This is a genomic window from Stenotrophomonas sp. YJH_SMC_69 (genome assembly GCF_059370495.1).
Genome location: NZ_JCAFTS010000010.1, coordinates 57,905 through 78,589, shown reverse-complemented (window position 1 = coordinate 78,589; position 20,685 = coordinate 57,905). Strand labels below are relative to the sequence as shown.

The 20,685-nt window shown below is 64.0% G+C and carries 20 protein-coding genes; 3 read left to right on the top strand and 17 right to left on the bottom strand.

Features of this window, described 5'->3' with window-relative positions; all coding sequences use genetic code 11:
* Nucleotides 1-171 precede the first annotated feature (171 nt).
* The 17 genes from AC5P8F_RS16590 to dnaA all read right to left on the bottom strand — a co-directional run bounded on the left by AC5P8F_RS16590 (nucleotide 172) and on the right by dnaA (nucleotide 18,073).
* A complete protein-coding gene (locus AC5P8F_RS16590) occupies nucleotides 172-354 on the bottom strand; it encodes a hypothetical protein (RefSeq protein WP_041863994.1) in 183 nt (60 codons plus the stop codon).
* A 67-nt stretch (nucleotides 355-421) separates the two neighbouring features.
* Complete coding sequence (locus tag AC5P8F_RS16585) at nucleotides 422-1,027, bottom strand: hypothetical protein (RefSeq protein WP_229653730.1); 606 nt, start codon at nucleotides 1,025-1,027, stop codon at nucleotides 422-424.
* 57 nt (nucleotides 1,028-1,084) lie between these two features.
* Nucleotides 1,085-2,176 carry a PA0069 family radical SAM protein gene (locus tag AC5P8F_RS16580; RefSeq protein WP_032957941.1) on the bottom strand — a complete coding sequence of 364 codons (1,092 nt, stop codon included), beginning with the start codon at nucleotides 2,174-2,176 and terminating at the stop codon, nucleotides 1,085-1,087.
* Nucleotides 2,177-2,318: 142 nt separating this feature from the next.
* Nucleotides 2,319-3,062 carry a pyridoxine 5'-phosphate synthase gene (locus AC5P8F_RS16575; RefSeq protein ID WP_111206048.1) on the bottom strand — a complete coding sequence of 248 codons (744 nt, stop codon included), beginning with the start codon at nucleotides 3,060-3,062 and terminating at the stop codon, nucleotides 2,319-2,321.
* A 9-nt stretch (nucleotides 3,063-3,071) separates the two neighbouring features.
* Nucleotides 3,072-3,341 (bottom strand): hypothetical protein, encoded by a 270-nt coding sequence (locus AC5P8F_RS16570; protein WP_053494962.1) that lies wholly within the window; start codon nucleotides 3,339-3,341, stop codon nucleotides 3,072-3,074.
* A 40-nt stretch (nucleotides 3,342-3,381) separates the two neighbouring features.
* The gene (gene cls / locus AC5P8F_RS16565) at nucleotides 3,382-4,842 is read right to left on the bottom strand and encodes a cardiolipin synthase (protein ID WP_111206047.1); all 1,461 of its coding nucleotides are present in this window, start codon (nucleotides 4,840-4,842) and stop codon (nucleotides 3,382-3,384) included.
* A gap of 173 nt (nucleotides 4,843-5,015) precedes the next feature.
* A complete protein-coding gene (locus tag AC5P8F_RS16560) occupies nucleotides 5,016-5,429 on the bottom strand; it encodes an ExbD/TolR family protein (RefSeq protein ID WP_005411740.1) in 414 nt (137 codons plus the stop codon).
* Between the two features lie 3 nt (nucleotides 5,430-5,432).
* Complete coding sequence (locus AC5P8F_RS16555) at nucleotides 5,433-5,858, bottom strand: ExbD/TolR family protein (protein ID WP_005421196.1); 426 nt, start codon at nucleotides 5,856-5,858, stop codon at nucleotides 5,433-5,435.
* 61 nt (nucleotides 5,859-5,919) lie between these two features.
* Complete coding sequence (gene exbB, locus AC5P8F_RS16550) at nucleotides 5,920-6,681, bottom strand: TonB-system energizer ExbB (protein ID WP_005411738.1); 762 nt, start codon at nucleotides 6,679-6,681, stop codon at nucleotides 5,920-5,922.
* Between the two features lie 94 nt (nucleotides 6,682-6,775).
* Complete coding sequence (locus AC5P8F_RS16545) at nucleotides 6,776-7,444, bottom strand: energy transducer TonB (protein WP_049408447.1); 669 nt, start codon at nucleotides 7,442-7,444, stop codon at nucleotides 6,776-6,778.
* Between the two features lie 143 nt (nucleotides 7,445-7,587).
* Complete coding sequence (locus tag AC5P8F_RS16540) at nucleotides 7,588-8,781, bottom strand: tetratricopeptide repeat protein (protein WP_014035419.1); 1,194 nt, start codon at nucleotides 8,779-8,781, stop codon at nucleotides 7,588-7,590.
* Between the two features lie 132 nt (nucleotides 8,782-8,913).
* Nucleotides 8,914-9,720, bottom strand: coding sequence for a M48 family metallopeptidase (locus tag AC5P8F_RS16535; protein WP_014645409.1), 807 nt, complete (start codon nucleotides 9,718-9,720; stop codon nucleotides 8,914-8,916).
* A gap of 71 nt (nucleotides 9,721-9,791) precedes the next feature.
* Nucleotides 9,792-10,640 carry a CPBP family intramembrane glutamic endopeptidase gene (locus AC5P8F_RS16530; RefSeq protein ID WP_046433405.1) on the bottom strand — a complete coding sequence of 283 codons (849 nt, stop codon included), beginning with the start codon at nucleotides 10,638-10,640 and terminating at the stop codon, nucleotides 9,792-9,794.
* Nucleotides 10,641-10,707: 67 nt separating this feature from the next.
* On the bottom strand, nucleotides 10,708-13,167 hold the full coding sequence (gyrB, locus tag AC5P8F_RS16525) for a DNA topoisomerase (ATP-hydrolyzing) subunit B (protein ID WP_495228603.1): 2,460 nt from the start codon (nucleotides 13,165-13,167) through the stop codon (nucleotides 10,708-10,710).
* 112 nt (nucleotides 13,168-13,279) lie between these two features.
* Nucleotides 13,280-14,374 carry a DNA replication/repair protein RecF gene (recF, locus tag AC5P8F_RS16520; protein WP_014645406.1) on the bottom strand — a complete coding sequence of 365 codons (1,095 nt, stop codon included), beginning with the start codon at nucleotides 14,372-14,374 and terminating at the stop codon, nucleotides 13,280-13,282.
* Nucleotides 14,375-15,365: 991 nt separating this feature from the next.
* Nucleotides 15,366-16,466: a DNA polymerase III subunit beta gene (dnaN, locus tag AC5P8F_RS16515; protein ID WP_005411731.1), complete on the bottom strand. Its 1,101-nt coding sequence runs from the start codon at nucleotides 16,464-16,466 to the stop codon at nucleotides 15,366-15,368.
* A 275-nt stretch (nucleotides 16,467-16,741) separates the two neighbouring features.
* Nucleotides 16,742-18,073 carry a chromosomal replication initiator protein DnaA gene (gene dnaA, locus AC5P8F_RS16510; RefSeq protein WP_014645405.1) on the bottom strand — a complete coding sequence of 444 codons (1,332 nt, stop codon included), beginning with the start codon at nucleotides 18,071-18,073 and terminating at the stop codon, nucleotides 16,742-16,744.
* 255 nt (nucleotides 18,074-18,328) lie between these two features.
* Here dnaA and rpmH point away from each other — a divergent pair, with 255 nt between their 5' ends.
* Genes rpmH through yidC form a run of 3 tightly spaced genes read left to right on the top strand, consistent with a single transcriptional unit; the run spans nucleotide 18,329 to nucleotide 20,684 of the window.
* Nucleotides 18,329-18,469 (top strand): 50S ribosomal protein L34, encoded by a 141-nt coding sequence (rpmH, locus tag AC5P8F_RS16505; protein ID WP_005411729.1) that lies wholly within the window; start codon nucleotides 18,329-18,331, stop codon nucleotides 18,467-18,469.
* A gap of 5 nt (nucleotides 18,470-18,474) precedes the next feature.
* Nucleotides 18,475-18,969: a ribonuclease P protein component gene (gene rnpA, locus AC5P8F_RS16500; RefSeq protein WP_080053031.1), complete on the top strand. Its 495-nt coding sequence runs from the start codon at nucleotides 18,475-18,477 to the stop codon at nucleotides 18,967-18,969.
* Complete coding sequence (gene yidC / locus AC5P8F_RS16495) at nucleotides 18,969-20,684, top strand: membrane protein insertase YidC (protein WP_014648955.1); 1,716 nt, start codon at nucleotides 18,969-18,971, stop codon at nucleotides 20,682-20,684. Before rnpA ends, yidC begins: the two co-directional genes overlap by 1 nt.
* Nucleotide 20,685: the final 1 nt, after the last annotated feature.

Sequence of the window (20,685 nt, the reverse complement as noted above, 5' to 3'; positions counted from 1 at the left end):
CCCAGTGCCTTGAATCCGCCGCGAGCGGTCGTCCAGTCAGAAATGATTCTGACTGCCTTGGCTCTGTGATGCCCCAGGAGAGCTCCGCCACTCTTCAAGGCTGCCATGCCAGGACCTCCAGTCAATGCTTTCTCAGCAATGGACCCGGACCACGGTCGAACGAACTCACCTCTACCGAGGGCGGCGGCGATAGAGAATCCCTCCCGCCATCAGACCAAAGAGGGCGACGCCGAAGCCCACGAGTTCTTCGTTCCCAAGCGCGTTTCCTGACATCAGCTTGGCAGTCGTCAGCAGAAGAAAGTTCAGTGGAAGCATCCAAAGGAACGCGATGCCGAGCCGGTGGATGATCTTCATTTCAGTTATCGCATTGTTCCAGATACATCGAAATAAGCCAGTATTGGGTAAAGGTTGATCCGCTCGATTATCTGGCAGGTCCAAAGGATCCCAAGAGGTTGCCGTTGCCGCCTTGCCAGGCACTGAGCTTCTCGACGGGGATCTCCTCGAGTTGACAGGTGAACTGGAGATAGAAGGAACGGTCCTCCTTTCGATAGCTGTTCCACCCAACAGCCGTCACTTTGACTTCGATCCGACTGTCGCCCTTGTGCGGCCGATGTAGTTCGATATCCGCTGAATCGGACAACCAGTAGTCTCCCTTGTGCGCGAAGCCCGCGCTGCCACTGCTCAGGCGTGCGCCGAGCACGGCCGGAATCCCTTCAGAGGACGGAGTGTATCCAGACAGGGTGCCGGTGACCTTGGTGAACTCTTGGGAATCCATCACGCCCGGTGATTCCGAGAACAGGCGAAGCAGAAGAAGGGTGTCGGTGCCCTTGCTGACCACCTGACCTGCATTTGCTGTCCACAAACGTTGTTCGAACTCGTCCAGGCCAGCCGGCATTTCAGTGACGACCGCGGCCTGCGGAACGACGATGCATTCGTGCAGGGCGCGGGCCTGGACTTGCAGGGTCGCAAGGCAGAGAAGAAGACCACTGGCACGGAAGCAGTGACTGCATTTCATCGTGTACAACACCAGGCGATGCGGCAGGGTGTGGATTGTTACCGGTGGATCGCGCTGCGGTCCAGAGCCCTAGAACAGACTGCCCTGCGGCGACTCCTTCTTCGGCGGCAGCGGCTTCTGGAACCGGCTGCAATCCAGCTTCGGCCAATGGCTGTTCTGTGCATTGAAGCCCAGACGCTTGCGTGCCAGCTTGAACCGGTTGTTCAACAGATCGGCATACACGCCCTGGCCACGCATACGCGTGCCGAACTGGCTGTCGTAGTCCTTGCCGCCGCGCAGCTGCTGGATGGTGCTCATCACGTGCGCAGCGCGATCGGGATGGTGCGTATCCAGCCAGTCGCGGAACAGCGGTGCCACTTCCAGCGGCAGGCGCAGCAGCACGTAACCGGCGGTGCTCGCACCTGCGCCGTGCGCAGCCTCCAGCACGGCTTCCAGCTCGCTGTCGTTGATCCAGGGAATCACCGGCGCCACCATCACACCGACCGGAATGCCGGCGTCATGCAGGCGCTTCATCGCGCGCAGCCGTGCATGTGGCGCTGATGCACGCGGTTCCAGCTTCGCGGAAAGATGCGGGTCCAGCGAGGTCACCGAGAAGTGCACGCTGACCAGGTTCTCCGCGGCCAGCGGCGCGAGCAGATCGATGTCGCGCTCGACCAGCGCGTTCTTGGTGATCAGCGAGAACGGATGCCGGGTCTCCAGCATCACTTCAATCAGCTGGCGGGTCAGCTTGAACTTGCGTTCGATCGGCTGGTACGCATCGGTGTTGATGCCCAGTGCGATCGGCTGCGGCACATAGCCCGGTTTCGACAGTTCCTTGCGCAGCAGCTGCGGCGCATTGGTCTTGGCGAACAGCTTGGTCTCGAAGTCCAGCCCCGGCGACAGGTTCAGATAGGCATGCGAAGGGCGGGCGAAGCAGTACGAGCAGCCGTGCTCGCAACCGCGGTAGGGATTCACCGATTGACTGAAGCCGACGTCGGGCGAGTTGTTGCGGGTGATGATGCTGCGCGCGGTTTCGGCGCGTACTTCGGTGCGCAGGCGCGGGGCGAGGAACTCTTCGCTTTCGTCGACCGCCCAGCCGTCGTCCACCGCCTCGCTGACGGTGCTTTCAAAGCGCCCGGCAAGGTGGGACGTGGAACCTCGGCCCTTGATCGCAATACCCATTGCGGCAGGGTACGTCGTGGCCGTCTCAATGGCTGCGACGGCCGCCTGAAGGGTTCAGGGCGAGGCTGAGCCGAGCATGGACTCGGCTCTACAGTTGATGCAGAGACCTTGTGGAGCCGAGCCTACGCTCGGCTGCAATGCATCAAAGCAGCGCCAGGTACCCGCGCACGGTGGCATCCAGCCCGTCATACAGTGCCTCGCCGATCAGCGCGTGACCGATCGACACCTCCAGCACCTCCGGGACGTGGGCCAGGAAGTCGCGCAGGTTGTCCTGCGACAGGTCGTGGCCAGCATTGACACCCAGGCCGACGGCCTGCGCTCGTCGGGCAGCAGTGGCGAACAGCGCCAGCATCGCATCGGCATCGCCCGCCGCATGCGCCTCTGCATAGGGCCCGGTATACAGCTCGATGCGGTCCGCCCCCACCTCAGCTGCCTGCTCCAGCAATGGGTTGCCCGCGTCAACAAACAGGCTGACCCGACACCCCATGGCCTTCAGCGCAGCCACCAGCGGACGCAGGCGCTCGGCATCGCGTTCGAAGTCGAAACCGTGGTCGGAGGTGATCTGGCCATCATCATCGGGGACCAGGGTGGCCTGCGCCGGACGGGTCTGTTCGCACAGCGGCAGCAGCCCCGGGTAGCCCTCGCGCGGCGGCGCGAACGGATTGCCTTCGATGTTGAATTCAACGCCACGCGAGCGGGTCAGCGTGGACAGGGCCAGCACGTCCTCGGCGGTGATATGCCGGCGGTCCGGCCGCGGATGCACGGTGATGCCATGCGCGCCGGCATCCAGGCAGGCCTGGGCGGCGCGCACCACGTCCGGTTCGGCGCCGCCGCGCGAATTGCGCAGGACGGCGATCTTGTTGACGTTGACGCTGAGCTGGGTCATGGAACGGGACTACTTGGAAAGAGGGGACGGGTCGTGGTCGTTGTGGTCGTCAGTGCGGCGGACCTGGGCCTGTTCGCGCAGGCGGCGCAGCTCCTCGGCATCGATCAGCGTGGCCGGGTCGCGCTGCAGGTCACCGAAGCGGGCCACGTAGCGGCCGCGCACCCAGGCCAGCAGGAAGCCGAGCGCCGCCAGCAGGCACAGGGTCATCAACCCCGCGCTCGGGGTCTTCAGCGCGAAGGCAAAGCAGCCCAGCGCCAGCAGCAGGTACAACCAGTACATAGTCGGGCTCCCCGGATGATCGCCGCAGTGTAGCGCTGCGTCAGAGCAGCGGCGAGGCCAGCCGGGCGAAGGCCTCGGGCAGGCGGTGCAGCCACAGCGAGCGGCCGGCCTGGTCGTGCACCCGCATGGAACGGTCGAATTCGCCCTGCAGCAGTTCGGCCAGCGCAGCGACGCGGTCACGGTCGCTGATCATCATCGACAGTTCGAAGTTCAGCCGGAAGCTGCGGTGGTCGAAGTTGGCGCTGCCGACGATGCAGACATCGTCGTCGGCGATGAACGCCTTGGTATGCAGCATGCGCGGGCCGTACTCGTAGATCTTCACGCCCGCGTGCAGCAGTTCGTCGAAGTAGGACCGTGCGGCCTGGGTGACGAACCAGGAGTCGCTCATCTTCGGCACCAGCAGGCGCACGTCCAGGCCGCCCAGCGCGGCCGAGGTCAGCGCCATCCTCGCTGCTTCACCGGGCACGAAGTAGGGCGTCACCAGCCACACGCGCTCGTGTGCTTCCTGGATCGCCGCCACGTGCAGGCGGTGGATGGTCTCCCAGCCCGAGTCGGGCCCGGACACCAGCACCTGGGCGCTGATCGATCCATCCGCACGCAGCGGCATGTCGGCCGGCCACAGGCGGGCGATGTCGAAACGCGAGTGGTCCTGGCCACTGGCATAGAGCCAGTCCTCGGCGAACACCAGCTGCAGGCTGCGCACCACGTGGCCGCGGATACGCATGTGCAGGTCGCGGTAAGCGTCGGGCCTGCGGCTCTCGTCTTCCTCGTCAGTGATGTTGATGCCGCCGGTGAAGGCGAGGCGACCGTCGACGATCACCAGCTTGCGGTGGGTGCGCAGGTTCAGCCACGGGCGCTTGAACGGCTTCAGCAGCTGTCGCGGATGGAACCAGATCGCTTCGCCGCCGGCGTCCAGCAGTGGCTGCAGGAAGCGCCGGGGCAGGGCGGAAGAGCCCACCGCATCCAGCAGCAGGCGCACCTGCACACCGGCCTGCGCACGTTCGACCAGGGCATCGCGCAGTGCGGTGCCGGCATGGTCGGGGTTGAAGATGTAGTACTCCAGGTGCACGTGGTCGCGCGCCTGCGCGATCGCGTCGAGCAGCGCGGCATAGGTGGCTGCGCCGTCGACCAGCCAGGTCACCTCGGTGGCACTGCTGGGCGCCAGTCCGGTGGTGGCCTGGGCAACCTTGGCCAGCTCGGTGCAGTCCGAATCGGGCGGGCAGACATCGCTGTAGTGCTCCATGCCCGAGCGTGCACGGCCACGACGCAGCCGTTGCCGCTTCACCTTCTGCGGCCCCAGCAGGTAGTAGATGAAGAGCCCGAGGTAGGGCAGCAGTGCCAGCGAAAGGATCCAGCTCAGCGTGGCCACCGGCTCGCGCTTCTGCAGCATGATCCAGCCCGCCAGCGCGAACAGGTAGAGCAGGTAGGCCACCGCCAGGATCGTGCCGAGGTGGGCGATGCCGTCGAGCCAATGGCGCAGGGAGTCGAAGAGGGCGAGCATCCGCCGATCATAGCGGCGCCTGCTGCCGGATGGGGTCGGATGGGCTCAGATCCCTTTCCTCAGGAAAAGGGATCTAAGCCCAACCCGTGCGCCACGACGAGAACACAAAAAAACGCCCCTGTTTCCAGGGGCGTCTGCAGTCGCGTCATGACTGTTGTATTGCGGTGTAGCGTTTACTGCTGCACAAATCCGATCTTCTTCATCTGAGCATTCTTCGCGGCGGCCAGAACCTTGGCCATCACGTCGTACTCGGAATCCGGGCTGGCGTCGATGCGCAGTTCCGGCTGGTTGGTCGGGTCACGCTGGACCTCCTGCTCCATCCGCTGCTGCAGCTCGCTGGTATTGATCGGGCTGTTGTTCCACGAGACCTGGTTGCTGGCGTCGATCTTCAGTTCGATCGGCGGCGGCGGTTCGACCAGCTGCGGCGGTGGGTTGAGCACGCGCTGCGGCAGGTCCACGGCGATCGGGTACGTCATGATCGGCGCGGTCACGATGAAGATGATCAGCAGAACCAGCATCACGTCCACGAGGGGCGTGACGTTGATGTCTGCCATGGGGCCCTTGCCACCACCACTACTGAATGCCATGGCTTATTGCCCCTTTTCTTTGGTCGCAACGAAGCCGACGTCCAGCATGCCCTGTTCCTGCGCGACCTTGGTCAGGTCGTTGATGACGCGCATCTTGGTGGTGCGGTCACCACGCAGGTTCAGCGGCGGCTGCGGGGTCTGCTGTGCGGCGGTCGCCAAGCGGGACTCGAGAGTCTGCTTGTTGATTTCTTCGTCGTTCCAGTAGATCGAGCCGTCTTCCTTGACTGCCAGCGTGATCGGGTTCGGACGCTTTTCAGCATCTTCCGGCTTCTGGATCAGGTTGGCTTCCGGCAGATCCACCTTGACCTTGTGGGACATCAGGGGCGCCGTGATGATGAAGATGATCAGCAGCACCAGCATCACGTCCACGAGGGGCGTAACGTTGATGTCGGCCATGGGGCCGCCGCTGTTACCACTACTGAAAGCCATAACGGGCTCCGTCTAGATCTTGGTGACTACTTACTTCGTCGCTGGGTGACGCGCGCCGCAATTAGCGGACGCGCGAACCGGTGGCGAAGAAGTCGTGCAGGTCGTGCGCGAAGGTATCGAACTTGCTGATGGTCGCGCTGTTGATCTTGCTGAAGAAGTTGAAGGCGAACACGGCCGGGATTGCGACGAACAGACCGATCGCGGTCATGATCAGCGCTTCACCCACCGGGCCGGCAACGGCGTCGATCGAAGCGGAGCCGGTGGCACCGATCTTGATCAGCGCGCCGTAGATGCCCCACACGGTACCCAGCAGACCGACGAACGGAGCGGTCGCGCCGACGGTGGCCAGCAGGGTCATGCCCGACTGCAGCTTGTTGCTTTCGCGGGTGACGGCCTGGCGCAGAGCGCGGTCGACGAACTCCGAACGGCTCAGGTTCTCACCGACGCCGCCGGTAGCACCGCCTTCAGCGCGCTGGTGGTGGGCAGCGGCCTGGGCAGCGTCCAGGGCGATCTTCGAGAACGGCTCCGAAGCCGGCTGCTCTTCCATCGCACGGATGGCGTCCTGCGCGTTCGGGGTGTCCCAGAACAGGCTGACGACGCGGTCAGCGGCGCTCTTCAGGCGGGTGGCACGGAAGATGTTGATGACGGTCCAGTACCAGGACATGGCCGACATGGCGATCAGGGTCAGCAGCACGACCCAGGAAACCGCGAAATCACCCGGCTTGGTGGTCATTTCGTGGATCAGGTGCTCGAAGCCCATCTGCGACAGGGCGTTGGACGGATTGCCCCCGGCAGCAGCGGCGATGAAAATTTCCTGCAGCATGACGCTTACCTTTGTTGTGTGTGGTGATAAAGGGTGTAGCTAAGCTAAACAATCGAACCGGGAGCGGGGGTGGCCGGAGGGCCACCCGGACGCATCAGTTCAGCGCAAAGTTGACCGGGACGCGAACGCGACCTGCCGCCTTCTTACCGCCAGATTCAGCGGCGTTGAAGCGCCACTTGCGAGCTGCTTCCATCGCAGCACGGTCCAGGTCGCGGTTACGGCTGGACTTTTCCACCGTGACATTGGTGACGTTGCCGTTGGCATCGACATCAATGATCAGGATCACTTCGCCCTGGATACCCGCGCGGAAGGCGGCCGGCGGATAGCGCGGCGGATTCATGGCCTTCGACGAGATGTCAACGCTGGCCTCGATCGAGGTCGGCGGAGCCGGCGGCGACGGGGGCGACGGCGGGGTGACGATATCGTTCGGGCGCGGCTCCGGCACGTCCACGACCGGCGCCTGCGGCGGCGGCGGTACGGGCGACGGCTTCGGCGGCGACAGATTCTTCACCGGCGGTGGCGGAGTATCCTGCGGCGGCGGCGGCGGCGGCGGCGGTGGGGGCGGCGGCGGCGCGTCGACGATGGTCACCATGACGTTGCGCTCCTTCTCCGCGACGGCCTTGGGAGCCACGGCGGGAATGAGGAGCATCATGAAGGCGGCCAGATGCAGGGCAATTACAAACGCGATGCCGACGATGCGAGGCCAGCTCAGCCCCTTGTCATCGGGTTGTTCGTACCGGTGAACGACTAGTTGTTCCGTCATGCGCCAAGAGCTCAATAGTGGGGCCGGAATCCCGGGGGCGGGATCCCTGATCAGCGGTGCATGACACCGCAGGAACCTCCAAGCTTATACCAATCCTGAGCGCCTGCGCATCAACTGAGCAGGCATTCAGGCGTTATTCCTACTTACTTCAGGTTGATGATTTTTTTGGCATCCGCCTGGTTCTTCACGCCCTTCGCCAGCGCCTGCTGGGCGGCCTGCTTGGCCTCGGGGACGCGACCTTCGGCATGCAGGACGCGTGCCAGGTTCAGGTAGGTCTCACCGTCCTTGGAGAGCGGGGCAGCCTTCTGCCACGCATCGATCGCCTGCGGCACCTGGTCGGAGTAGTAGTAGGACTGGGCCAGCGCCAGGTAGACCTGGTAATCCGGCTTCAGGATGCCCTTCTGCAACCCTTCGTTGATGACCGCGATGACGTCCTTTTCCTTGTTCTCGGTGTTGGCATAGATCGAGTACAGCTGCTTGTACTCGCGCTCTTCAGTGAGCTGGCCGCTGCTGCGCAGCTTGTCCATCACCGCGGCGGCCTTCGGCATCTGGTCAGCCTGCATGTACATGTTGGCCAGATTCAGCTGGGCCTTCTTGTCCGTCGGGTTCTTGGCCGCCAGCGCTTCTGCGGCCTGCACGGCCTCACCGGTCTGGCCGGCTTCGGACAGGGCCGCCATCAGCAGCTGGTTCCAGTTGTCCTTCGGCTCGGCGGCGCCGGCGATGGCCTGCTTCAGCACCGGGATCGCTTCCTGGTAGCGCTCCAGCTGGTACAGCGCCTGGCCCTTGGCGATCAGCTCTTCCGGCTTGGTCGACTTGCTCTCTGCGAAGTACTTGTCCAGGGTGGCCAGGCCTTCGGCGGTCTTGTCTTCCTGCAGCTGCAGCTGGCCCAGCATCAGCATCGACTGGAAGTGGCCGTTGTTGTCCAGGCCGTTGAACTGGATCACCTGCTTCAGATACGCGATGGCGCCCGGCACGTCGTCGGTCTGGTAGGCGGCCTGCGAGGCCAGCTGCGCGGCCAGCGACTTGTCGTACTCGTTGGAAGCGCTGTCGGCCAGGATCGCGTCAGCCTGTTCGCGCGTCTCCGGGAACTTTTCCTTGTTGTAGCTGTCGATCATTTTCTGCAGCTTGCTGCCCATCTTGGCCGAGGCCTTGGCGGTCGGCTCCTGGCGGGTCGCATTCGGGTACAGCGGTTCGGCCTTGGCCTGCTTGCTGCTACCGCCGCGGCTGCCACGGTCGGAGGAACGCGAGGACTGCGCAAAGGCATCGGTGACCACGGCGCCGGTCAGGGCGGTCGCGACGAGGACGGAAAGCACAGCTTTGTGGTTACGGAAAATCATCGTTCACCTCGATCGAACCGCCGGATAGCGGCAAAGTCGGACTGTCAGAAAAATCTGAGCCGCCAAACGTATCAGAAACAGATGGCGTGAGAAATCGTTTTATGTGCTGCAATACAGCATAGAACTGCGCACTCATCCGCACTTTGGCCGCAGCCCGGCCGCCTGCGCCTGCTGGTAGACCGGCGTCAGGCCCGGTGCATCACGTCGCAGCTCCTGGATCCGGTTGGCCGGATCGGGGTGGGTGGACAGCCATTGCGGGCTGCGACCGCCGCTGGCGGCCATCATGTTCTGCCACAGGTCCACGGCCTGGGCCGGGTTGAATCCAGCCTGCGCCATCAGCCGCTGGCCAATCACGTCTGCCTCGCTTTCCTGCGTGCGCGAACCCGGCAGCAGGAAGGCCGCCTGCGCGCCCATCCCACCCAGCTGGTTGACCGTGCTGGCGGCGCCATCGCCATAGGCGGCACCGGCCAGCGCGCCCAGCACGGCCAGGCCGGTCTGCGCGCCCATCTGCCGGGTGATGCGTTCTTCGTGGTGACGCGCGATGACATGGCCGATCTCATGGCCGATCACGGCAGCCAACTGGTCCTGGTTCTTGGCGACGGTGAAAATGCCGGTGTTCACGCCCACTTTTCCGCCGGGCAGGGCAAAGGCGTTCGGTTCCTTGTCGACGAACACGGCGGTCTCCCACCGTACGCCGCGGTACTGAGGCGGCAACTGCGCGACCAACGCGTTGACCACGCACTGCACGTAGCCGTTCTGGCGGCCATCGGTGCTGATCTTCTCTTTCTGCTTGGTCTCGGCAAACGCCTGCGCGCCGAGCTGGTCAAGCTGTGCCTGCGATACGCCGCCCACCATCTGCCGTCTTCCGGTTGGCGAGGTGGTGGTCGCACAGGCACTGACCACGGTGGTGATGACTAGAGCCAGCAGCAGTTGTTTCATGGGTCCGCCCCCGTGTTCATGTGCGCAGTGTGTAGCGTACCTGCTTAATCTTTCGTCAAGCGGGCACGGCGTTACGTTGACCCCAGGAACACCATTGCGGCGAGCGCCACCGCGTTGTTCAGCGCATGCGCCGTGATCGCCGCCCACAGGGTGCCGGTGCGGCGGTACAGCCAGCAGAAGGCGGCACCCATGCCGCCGTAGACCAGCCACAGCTGCGCCATGCCCAGCAGCGAGTTCTTGCTGACACCGGGCACTTCATGGACCAGGGCGAACGCCAGGCTGCTGAGGATGAGGCCCAGCCAGGGGCGGCCGGCCTGCCACAGGCGCCCGAACAGGACACGACGGAACAGCAGCTCTTCGTAGGCGGGGGCGAGGACGACCGCAAACAGCACCAGGAACAACGGGAAGCGCGCGATCGCGCTCTGCATCAGTTCCACGTTGGTCGGCACCGGCTCGATGCCGAACTGCTTGGAAAGGAAGGCGACGCCGTTGCTGCCAACCACGATCAGCGTGGCCACCAGCAGGGTCCAGCCCCAGGTGGAAGGACGCTGCAGCGCCTGTCGCGAGGCCAGGCGTTCGCCGGCGTTCGCCGGGCGCCGCCAGAAGTACAGCAGCAGCGCGGCACCACCGGTGGCGATCAGGGCCATCAGGATCTGGGCCAGGGCCCCGGGCTGGCCCACTGCCGCGCCGGCGCTGTCAGGTGTGAGTGCACCGCCATTGGCCGCGACGTTGGCGCGGCTGACCACGATCGCACGGTAGAAGCCCCAGAACAGTCCGGTGACCATGCTCAGGCCGACCAGGGTGACGGCGGCGATGCCCAGGTCGATGAAGAAACCTGCCAACGGTGCCACGGCGCGCGGCGGGGTAGACGGCGGCGGAACCGGAGGCGGAGCGGCGGAGACCGGGGCGGATGCGGACATCAGGTACCTGCGTTCAAGGGACGAAGGCCGGTGCAGCTCCCCGCGCACCGGCCAGGTCCCGATTGTGTCAGATATCCAGGTTGGCGACCTTCAGCGCATTGTCTTCGATGAAGTCACGACGCGGTTCGACCACATCGCCCATCAGGGTGCTGAAGATCTGGTCGGCAGCGACCGCATCCTCGATGCGCACCTGCAGCAGGCGACGGGTCTCCGGGTTCACCGTGGTATCCCACAACTGCTCCGGATTCATTTCACCCAGACCCTTGAATCGCTGGATCTGGCGGCCGCGCTTGGCCTCCTCGAGCAGCCATTTCTGCGCCTTCGCGAAGCTGTCGACTTCGATCGACTTGGCGCCGCGGGAAATCGTTGCACCTTCGCGCACCAGCCCGTGCAGCAGCTTGGAGGCCTGGTGGATCGCGCGCAGTTCGCCACTTTCGAACGCCGACAGCGGCAGCACCTGGATGTGCTCCTCGCCCATGTGGCGACGGGTCACCAGCACGGCGGCGGGGCGCTCCTCGTTGGCCTCCTGCAGTTCCAGGCTGAAACGCGGGCTGCCCAGGCTGCCCTGGTTGAGGCGCTTGGCCAGCGCATCCAGGCCTTCGCCTTCGCCCGCATTGCGCAGGCTGTCCATGTCCATCGGCACGAAATCGACCAGCGCTTCGAGCAGATTGCGGTCATAGCGGTGGGCATTGCGTTCGATGGAATCGAGCGCGGCGGCATAGGCCAGCAGCAGCTTTTCCAGCGCCAGGCCTTCGATGCCCGGTTCGCCGGTGGCCGGCACCAGCGCGGCGTTTTCCACCGCACTGCTGGCCAGGTAACTGTCCAGCGCCGGGTCGTCCTTCAGGTACAGCTCCTGCTTGCCCTGCTTGATCTTGTACAGCGGCGGCAGGCCGATGTAGACGTAACCGCGCTCGATCAGCTCCGGCATCTGACGGTAGAAGAAGGTCAGCAGCAGGGTGCGGATGTGGGCGCCGTCGACGTCGGCGTCGGTCATGATGATGATCTTGTGGTACCGCAGCTTGTCCGGGTTGTACTCGTCACGGCCGATGCCGGTGCCCAAGGCCGTGATCAGCGTACCCACCTGGTCGGAGGACAGCATGCGGTCGAAGCGTGCGCGTTCCACGTTGAGGATCTTGCCGCGCAGCGGCAGCACCGCCTGGTTCTTGCGGTTGCGGCCCTGCTTGGCCGAGCCACCTGCCGAGTCACCCTCGACGATGAACAGTTCGGACAGCGCCGGGTCCTTTTCCTGGCAGTCGGCCAGCTTGCCCGGCAGGCCGGCGATATCCAGCGCGCCCTTGCGGCGCGTCAGGTCGCGGGCCTTGCGCGCCGCTTCGCGTGCACGCGCAGCGTCGACGATCTTGCCGGCGATCGCCTTGGCTTCGTTCGGGTTTTCCTGCAGGAACTCTTCCAGGCGCGCGCCGAAGGCGTTTTCCACCGCCGGGCGCACGTCGGAGCTGACCAGTTTTTCCTTGGTCTGGCTGGAGAAGCTCGGGTCCGGCACCTTCACCGACAGCACCGCGATCATGCCTTCGCGCATGTCGTCGCCGGTCAGGTTGATCTTGGCCTGCTTGGCGATGCCGTTCTGCTCGATGTAGTTGTTGAGCACGCGGGTCAGCGCACCGCGGAAGCCGGCAAGGTGGGTGCCGCCGTCCTTCTGCGGAATGTTGTTGGTGAAGCAGTACATCGTCTCCTGGTAGGAGTCGGTCCACTGCAACGCCACATCCACGACGATGCCGTTGTGCTCGCCGGTGACCGAGATGACGTTCGGGTGCAGCGGGGTCTTCAGCTGGGCCAGATGCTCCACGAAGCTGCGGATGCCGCCTTCGTAGTGGAAGTCATCACGACGGCCATCGCCACGTTCGTCGGCAAGGACGATCTTGACGCCGGAGTTCAGGAACGACAGCTCGCGCAGGCGGCGAGCCAGGATGTCGTAGTGGAATTCCACGTTGTCGTGGAAGGCGACGGTCGACGGCCAGAAGCGCACGGTGGTGCCGCGCTTGGTGGTGGTTTCCAGCTTGGCCAGCGCGGTCACGGCGGCGCCGTTGCTGAATTCCTGCTGGTAGTGGAAGCCGTTCTGGAACACGTCCACCAGCAGCTTCTGCGACAGCGCGTTGACCACGCTGACGCCGACGCCGTGCAGGCCGCCGGACACCTTGTAGCTGTTGTCGTCGAACTTGCCGCCTGCGTGCAGGACGGTCATCACCACTTCGGCAGCCGACACTTCGCGACCGAGCTTGGCGCTCATCTGCTCGTGCTTGCCGGTCGGAATGCCGCGACCGTTGTCGGATACCGAAACCGAGCCATCGGCGTGGATCGTCACTGCAACGTGATCGGCGTGGCCGGCCAGCGCTTCGTCGATCGAGTTGTCGACAACCTCGAACACCATGTGGTGCAGACCGGTGCCGTCATGCACGTCGCCGATGTACATGCCGGGTCGCTTGCGGACAGCCTCCAGGCCTTCCAGGGCGGTGATGCTGTTGGCGTCGTAATTGCCGTTGTTTGCCGGGGTGTTCTGTTCGTCGCTCATTGCGCTTGCCGTAGGCTCCGCAGGTCGGCCACCGCTTGGAGCGATGCGCCGAGAATGAAAGGATTTCAACCCGAATTATACCAGCCGGGGTCGAGCGGCCCTGGTGTGCCCACTATGGCACAGCCACGATCTGTGCATGTTCCACGTGGAACCGGGCGATGTGGGTCAGTTCCTGCAGCGCCGCCGGCGTTTCGGTGGCGGTGATGAAGATCTGCGCCGGCCCACCGAGCAGGCGCTGCAGAACCCGCGCCTGGTGGGTGCGATCCAGCTCCGAGCCCAGATCGTCCAATGCGATCACCGGCCATTCGCCGCGCTGTTCCGCGTAGTCCTCGGCCTGCGCCAGCAGGCAGGCCAATGCCGTCAGCTTGGCCTGGCCGCGGGACAGCGCATCGCGACCCGGAATGCTGTGGAAATCCACGCTCCAGTCTGCCCGGTGCGGACCGACCGAGGTGTATCCGGCCTGGCGGTCACGTTCCCGGGCCAGAAGCAGCGCATCGGCCAGAGGGAGCTCGTGCCGACGCCAGCCCGGGCTGAGTTCCAGTGCCTGGATGCCGAGCTGCGGGGCCAGGCTGGAAGCCAGCGCCACGGTGCGCTGCTGCAGACGCTCCAGGTAGTGCTGCCGACGGCTGGTCAACGGCTCGCCGGCTTCAGCCAGTTCGTGATCCCAGGTATCCAGCATCCGCGACGGGCCACCTTGCTTGAGCAGGGCATTGCGCTGTTTCAGTGCCCGCGAATACCGGCGCCACAGGGACAGGAAATCAGGTTCCACGTGGAACAAGCCCCAATCGAGGAATCGGCGGCGGGGTTCACCACCACCGCTGACCAACGCATGGCTGCCTGGCTCGAATGTGACTACCGCAAGCGCTGCGCACAGATTGCCGAGCTGGGCCACGTCTTCGCCGTCCAGGCGCCCCTTCCAATCCTGACCACTGTGCCGCAGGCCGGCCTTTCGGCGGTGCGGCGGGTGATTGGCACGTTGTTCGTCCCATTCCACGAAGATTTCCAGCGCTTCCTGGCCCTGGCGCACCAATCCATCGCGGACACGACCACGGAAGCTGCGCCCATAGGCCATCAGGTGCAGGGCCTCGAGCACGCTGGTCTTGCCGGCACCGTTGTCGCCGGTCAGCAGGTTCAATCCCGGCTGGGGCGACAGCTCCACCGCATTGAAGCGACGCAGTTGGTGCAGGGCGAGGCGGCGGATAAGCATGGGGCGCGAAAGACCATCCGCACGGGGCGGCAGAGGGGCAGGGAATTCATCAGCTTACTGCATCGGTCAAGCCGGACGTGCCCGGCCAGCTATCCGGCCAGCTATGGAGCAGTTACCGCAGGTCTGCCTGCGCCCTGACCGCTGGTTCCACGTGGCGCTGTTTCCTCATCCCAGCAGATGCGGGTCTCGGCAAGCCCGGAAATCCTTCGATTCTGCGAAGGGTAGCGGGGGTGTGAGCCTTGGATTTCGCCGATTTCAGGCGATGCCGTGGACAGCGCTTGCCTCGCCGCCGGCGAGTACCAGCGGATGAACCTGCAGATTCCTTGAAATCTACGGTCCCATGCCCTGGGCGGTTCCACAGATTTCAAAGAATTCAGACCGATCGTTCCACGCTGCCACAGCTGCCCTGTATGACTTATACACAAGGTATGGGCAATCTGTGGATAAAAAAGCCCTTTTGCCATGCCTTCGAAACTATCCACAGGTTCCCCCCCAGGCTGGGAGGCCGATATACAGGGGGTTTCAGGTGCATAAATTTCTTTTAAATCAGTCAGATAAGGTGTTTTTCCACGAGATCTGGCTCTACCAGCACCACCATGCTTTAGATTTATACCCAGATTTAGAAGCTAGGCTTGCCCCAATCTGCATCGAATCTTCCCTGTGGACAGCGGCGTTTGCAGAGGGAAGTCCATCGCGCCGCGATGCAGGATCATCGGTCCCTGTCAGGCCAGATCTGGGGACAGGCGACGAGTATCGGATCCTGCACCTGGACTTTCGATCAATCGCGACTCGTCATTGCTACGATCCAGCGATCCTGTTTTCAACGATCGAGACGAACATCCCGGAAAGGCAACGGATTTCAACCGAGCCCATCGACGGAAGTGACGTCGTCCGGAGAACTGCGTCTTCTCGATGCTCCACGTGGAACCTGCAAAAAAAAACGCCCGGGAAGATCCCGGGCGTCGTTCGGTTCCACGTGGAACAGCAGCTGTCAGAGACGCAGCGGCATCACCACGTGGCGCGACTTCTCGCTGCTGGACTCACGTACAAGCGCCGAGGAGTTGGAATCGCGCAGCTGGATGATGACTTCCTCATCGCGCAGGGCGGAGAGAGCGTCCAGCAGGTAGTTCACGTTGAAGCCGATGGCCAGATCGCTGACCGTGGTGTCGGCTTCGATCTCTTCCTGGGCTTCTTCCTGTTCCGGGTTGTGCGCGCTGATCTTCAGGTTGCCCGGCGAGACTTCCACGCGGATGCCGCGGTACTTCTCGTTGGACAGGATCGCGGCGCGCTGAAGCGAGGCGCGCAGCGCTTCGCGATCAACCTTCACTTCACGGTCGGCACCGATCGGAATCACCGCTTCGTAGTCCGGGAAGCGGCCGTCGATCAGCTTCGAGGTAAAGGTGACATCGTCGCGCTTGACGCGCACGTGGCTGCGGCCGACTTCCAGCTCGATCTCGCGATCGCCGCTTTCCAGCAGGCGCTGCAGTTCGGTCACACCCTTGCGCGGCACGATGATCTGGCGCTTGGACCCGCTGGGCTTGGCCAGATCGGTTTCACACAGCGCCAGGCGGTGGCCGTCGGTGGCAACGGTACGCAGGGCATCGCCGCGCAGGTCGAACAGCAGGCCGTTGAGGTAGTAGCGCACGTCCTGCTGGGCCATCGCGAACGCGGTGCGCTCGATCAGCTCCTTCAGGGTCGCCTCACCGATGGCCACGCGCTCGGTGGCTTCCACTTCATCCACCGACGGGAAGTCGTTCGAAGGCAGCGTGGCCAGGGTGAAACGGCTGCGACCGGCCTGCACGGTGATCTTGTCTCCGGTCTGCGAGACGGTGATCCGGCTGCCGTCGGGCAGGGCGCGGATGATCTCGAACAGCTTGCGGGCGGGAATGGTGGTTTCGCCGTCCTGGGCATCTTCAACCGCGATCCGCGACACCATCTCCACTTCCAGGTCGGTACCGGTCAGCGACAGCTGGCCGTTCTGCACCTGGACCAGGAAATTGGCCAGAACCGGAAGGGTCTGGCGGCGTTCGACCACGTTGACGACCTGTGCCAACGGCTTGAGAAAGGCTTCGCGCTGCAGTGTGAAACGCATGTGGTTCCGTGCCCCTATGCTTTAAAAAATGTGGAATAAATCAAAAGCTTGGTGGTGCTGGTAGAGACAGAATCGCTGGAAAACAATGCTAAGTCTTTGTAATTAAAGGTATTTCAGACCTCGAAACCCTCTGCATTACCGACCCCCAAGGGGTGGGGAAAGCTGTGGATAAATCTGGCGCGATTTCAAACGGCATTTTTATCCACAACGTGTCCCGCGCTTGCTACCGGATTCTGCACCGTTTTGTGCGATGACGCCTCATCGGCATCCGTGCATCATTCGCTCAGCTTCCGGATCAGCTTGTCCCAGTCCTCGCGGAGCTTGCCGTCGGTCTCCATCAGGGTCCGGATCTGGCGGCAGGCATGCAGCACCGTGGTGTGATCGCGACCGGCAAAGGCGTCGCCGATCTCGGGCAGGCTGTGCTCGGTCAGTTCCTTGGTCAGGGCCATGGCGACCTGGCGGGGACGGGCCAGCGAGCGGGTCCGACGCTTCGACAGCAGATCCTTGATCTGCAGGCCGTAGTAGTCGGCAACGGTTTTCTGGATGTTGGGAATGCTGATCGCCTGCTGCTGGGCGCGCAGCAGGTCGCGCAGGGTTTCCTGGGCGAATTCGGTGGTGATCGCGCGGCCGGTGAAGTTGGCGCGGGCGGTCAGGGTATTCAGCGCGCCCTCGAGGTCGCGCACGTTGGAGCGCATCTTCTTGGCGATCAGGAACGCAACATCATCGGGAATCTCGGCACCGCGTTCGCGCGCCTTGGCCAGCACGATCGCGGCGCGGGTCTCGAAGTCCGGCGGTTCGATCGCGACCGACAGGCCCCAGGCAAGCCGCGACTTCAGGCGCGCTTCCAGGCCCTCGACTTCACGCGGATAGCGGTCGCAGGTCAGGATGATCTGCTGCTTGCCATCGAACAACGCGTTGAAGGTGTGGAAGAACTCTTCCTGGGTGCGGTCCTTGCCGGCGAAGAACTGGATGTCATCGATCAGCAGCGCATCCACCTGCTGGAACTGGCGCTTGAACTGATCCATGGTCTTTTCCTGCAGGGCCCGGATCATCGCGCTGAAGAACTGTTCCGAACGCAGGTACAACACCTTTGCACCTGGATTGGCCTGGCGCATGGCGTTGCCGGCGGCGAACATCAGGTGGGTCTTGCCCAGGCCCGTGCCTCCGTACAGCAGCAGCGGGTTGTGCGCCCGGTCGCCCGGCTTCTGCGCTGCCTGGAAGGCGGCGGCCAGGCCCAGCTGGTTGCTGCGGCCTTCGACGAAGTTGGCGAACGTGTAGTGGCTGTCCAGATTGCCGGCGAAGGGCACCTGCGGTTCGCTGGACACATGCGCCGACGGCGTGGAAACCGGCGCGTTCTGCGCCTCCACAGGGCGCGGGCGCGAGCCGATTTCAAGAAAAACGTCGCTGAAACCAGCGAAATGCGCCAGCAGCTCGCGGATCCGGGCCAGGTACAGCTCGCGAACCTGGTCGACGATGAAGGCATTCGGTGCATACAGCACCAGGCTGTCCACGCGCAGATCGGCCTGCAGCGGCTTCAACCAGGTATGAACGTCTTCCGGCGGGAACTCCGCTTCGAGGCGCTCGAGACTACGGGACCAGGCATCCATCAGCAATAATCGTCCGGTGGCCGGGGCATGGACGCGACAAGGCGCCCAAACACAGGCCGGAAAGGGGGGAAATGGATGGCTCAGACTACCACCGAGCGCCCGCCTTCGGAATGCTTGTCCCCTACTTATTCACAAAAACATCCACAGCTATTGCACAGCCCGGTGAATTCGCGTAGCTGCCAGGGGTTGACGCGGGGTAGGGTACCTCTCTAGAATTTCCGGTTCTTTCCGTCCCATTCATACGAGAGGCCCCCAATGGCCACGAAGCGCACCTACCAGCCCAGCAACCTCAAGCGTAAGCGCGACCACGGCTTCCGTGCCCGTATGAAGACCGCTGACGGCCGCAAGATCCTGTCGCGTCGCCGCGCCAAGGGCCGCAAAGTCCTGAGCGCCTGATTGCCATGCCGCACCCCGCGGCAGACGCAATCCCTTCGACAGTGAATACTGCAGACCCGCGCAAGCGATTCCCTCGCTCTGCGCGGGTTCGCACGCGTGCCGAATATTCAACGGTCTTCAACGGCGCCCGCCGTGTGTCCGATCCGCTGATGACCCTGCACTGGCTGCCGGCTGACCGGCCGGCCAGGCTGGGTCTGGCGGTTTCCCGCAAGGTTGATCCGAACGCCGTGGGGCGTAACCGGATCAAGCGCGTCCTGCGCGACATCCTGCGTCAGACACGTACCGAAATCCAGCCAGGCGACTTCGTCGTCGTGGCGCGTAGTGCTGCGCGTTCCGCCAGCAACGACGAGATCCGCCAGGCCTTCCTGCGCCTGCTGCGTCGCCTGCGTGCATTGCCCGCGCCGGGCGTGGACGGCACAATGCCGCCGCCTGATGGCATCGCAACTCCTTCTTTGACCGAGCCGGCATCGCGTCCCGGCCCCGCCGAGCCTGTCCGCTGATGAACCAGACCCGCGTATTCCTCATTTTTGCCTGGCTGATGGTGGCCGTGCTGCTGTGGATGGAGTGGAGCCGTGAAAAGGCTGCTCCGACCCCGGCACCGACGACCACGTCGGCCCCGGCTGCTGCACAGAGTGTTCCGGGCGCGACCCCGGGCAGCATCCCCAGCGCGCAGGTCCCGGGTGCGCCGGGCCAGGCCGCTGTGCAGGCCCAGGCCAGCGCCACCCCGGCCAGCCAGCGCGTGACCGTCACCACCGACGTGCTGCGCCTGGTACTGGACGGCGGCCGTGTGCTCGATGCCGAGCTGCTGCAGTTCCCGCAGACCAAGGACGAAGGCAGCCCGCCGGTTCGCCTGCTGACCGAAGACCCCGCGCATCCGTACAGCGCGATCAGTGGCTGGGCCAGCGAAGACAAGAACACCCCGGTTCCCGGCGCTGACGGCTTCAAGCTGGTCGGTGATACCAAGGACTTCGTGCTGGCCAAGGGCCAGAACGAACTGCAGATCCCGTTCGTGTGGACCGCCGACAACGGCGTGACCATCAAGCGCACCCTGACCGTCTCGCGCAACGAGTACGCCGTGCGCTTCAAGGACGAAGTCAGCAATGCCGGCGCCGCACCGTGGAACGGCTACGTCTACCGCACCCTGGACCGCACCCCGACCATCCTGTCGCGGAGCATGACCAACCCGGATTCGTTCAGCTTCAACGGCGCCACCTGGTACGACAACGACAAGAAGTACCAGCGTCGTGCGTTCAAGGATTACCTGGACGACGGCGCACTGAACCAGAACATCACCGGCGGCTGGCTGGCGATGCTGCAGCATCACTTCTTCACCGCCTGGATCCCGCAGAAGGACCAGACCGCGCACTACGTGCTGTCGCAGGTGGCCGGTCGTGACCTGATTGAAGCGCGTGGCCCGGCCTTCACCGTGGCCCCGGGCCAGTCCACCAGCACCGAGGCCCGCCTGTGGGTCGGCCCGAAGCTGGTCAACCTGATCGCCAAGGAAGACGTGCCGGGCCTGGACCGCGTGGTCGACTACAGCCGCTTCTCGATGATGGCGGTGATCGGCCAGGGCCTGTTCTGGGTGCTGAACCAGGTGCACAAGCTGGTCGGCAACTGGGGCTGGGCGATCGTCGGCCTGGTGGTGCTGCTGAAGCTGGTGCTGTACCCGCTGTCGGCGACCCAGTACAAGAGCGGTGCCAAGATGCGCCGCTTCCAGCCGCGCATCGCGCAGCTGAAGGAACGCTATGGCGATGACCGCCAGAAGTTCCAGACCGCGATGATGGAGCTGTACAAGAAGGAAAAGATCAATCCGATGGGCGGCTGCCTGCCGATCCTCATCCAGATGCCGATCTTCTTCGCCCTGTACTGGGTGCTGGTGGAATCGGTCGAACTGCGCCAGGCGCCCTGGTTCGGCTGGATCCAGGACCTGACCGCACGCGACCCGTACTTCATCCTGCCGGTCATCAACGTGGCAGTGATGTGGTTCACCCAGAAGCTGACCCCGGCACCGGGCATGGACCCGATGCAGCAGAAGATGATGCAGTTCATGCCGCTGGTGTTCGGCGTCATGATGGCCTTCATGCCGTCCGGCCTGGTCCTGTACTGGGTGGTCAACGGTGGCCTGGGCCTGCTGCAGCAGTGGTGGATGACCAAGCGCCATGGCGGCGAGCCGGTTGCGGCCACCACCGCTCCGGCCCCGGTCAAGAAGAAGTAAT

Excerpts from the sequence above, each read along its gene's own strand:
- AC5P8F_RS16555 (WP_005421196.1), bottom strand. The coding sequence starts at position 5,858 with ATGGCTTTCAGTAGTGGTAACAGCGGCGGCCCCATGGCCGACATCAAC.
- AC5P8F_RS16535 (WP_014645409.1), bottom strand. The coding sequence starts at position 9,720 with ATGAAACAACTGCTGCTGGCTCTAGTCATCACCACCGTGGTCAGTGCC.
- AC5P8F_RS16540 (WP_014035419.1), bottom strand. The coding sequence starts at position 8,781 with ATGATTTTCCGTAACCACAAAGCTGTGCTTTCCGTCCTCGTCGCGACC.
- AC5P8F_RS16530 (WP_046433405.1), bottom strand. The coding sequence starts at position 10,640 with ATGTCCGCATCCGCCCCGGTCTCCGCCGCTCCGCCTCCGGTTCCGCCG.
- AC5P8F_RS16560 (WP_005411740.1), bottom strand. The coding sequence starts at position 5,429 with ATGGCATTCAGTAGTGGTGGTGGCAAGGGCCCCATGGCAGACATCAAC.
- AC5P8F_RS16575 (WP_111206048.1), bottom strand. The coding sequence starts at position 3,062 with ATGACCCAGCTCAGCGTCAACGTCAACAAGATCGCCGTCCTGCGCAAT.
- exbB (WP_005411738.1), bottom strand. The coding sequence starts at position 6,681 with ATGCTGCAGGAAATTTTCATCGCCGCTGCTGCCGGGGGCAATCCGTCC.
- yidC (WP_014648955.1), top strand. The coding sequence starts at position 18,969 with ATGAACCAGACCCGCGTATTCCTCATTTTTGCCTGGCTGATGGTGGCC.
- rpmH (WP_005411729.1), top strand. The coding sequence starts at position 18,329 with ATGGCCACGAAGCGCACCTACCAGCCCAGCAACCTCAAGCGTAAGCGC.
- cls (WP_111206047.1), bottom strand. The coding sequence starts at position 4,842 with ATGCTCGCCCTCTTCGACTCCCTGCGCCATTGGCTCGACGGCATCGCC.
- recF (WP_014645406.1), bottom strand. The coding sequence starts at position 14,374 with ATGCTTATCCGCCGCCTCGCCCTGCACCAACTGCGTCGCTTCAATGCG.
- rnpA (WP_080053031.1), top strand. The coding sequence starts at position 18,475 with ATGCCGCACCCCGCGGCAGACGCAATCCCTTCGACAGTGAATACTGCA.
- AC5P8F_RS16570 (WP_053494962.1), bottom strand. The coding sequence starts at position 3,341 with ATGTACTGGTTGTACCTGCTGCTGGCGCTGGGCTGCTTTGCCTTCGCG.
- AC5P8F_RS16545 (WP_049408447.1), bottom strand. The coding sequence starts at position 7,444 with ATGACGGAACAACTAGTCGTTCACCGGTACGAACAACCCGATGACAAG.
- gyrB (WP_495228603.1), bottom strand. The coding sequence starts at position 13,167 with ATGAGCGACGAACAGAACACCCCGGCAAACAACGGCAATTACGACGCC.
- dnaN (WP_005411731.1), bottom strand. The coding sequence starts at position 16,466 with ATGCGTTTCACACTGCAGCGCGAAGCCTTTCTCAAGCCGTTGGCACAG.
- AC5P8F_RS16580 (WP_032957941.1), bottom strand. The coding sequence starts at position 2,176 with ATGGGTATTGCGATCAAGGGCCGAGGTTCCACGTCCCACCTTGCCGGG.
- AC5P8F_RS16590 (WP_041863994.1), bottom strand. The coding sequence starts at position 354 with ATGAAGATCATCCACCGGCTCGGCATCGCGTTCCTTTGGATGCTTCCA.
- dnaA (WP_014645405.1), bottom strand. The coding sequence starts at position 18,073 with ATGGATGCCTGGTCCCGTAGTCTCGAGCGCCTCGAAGCGGAGTTCCCG.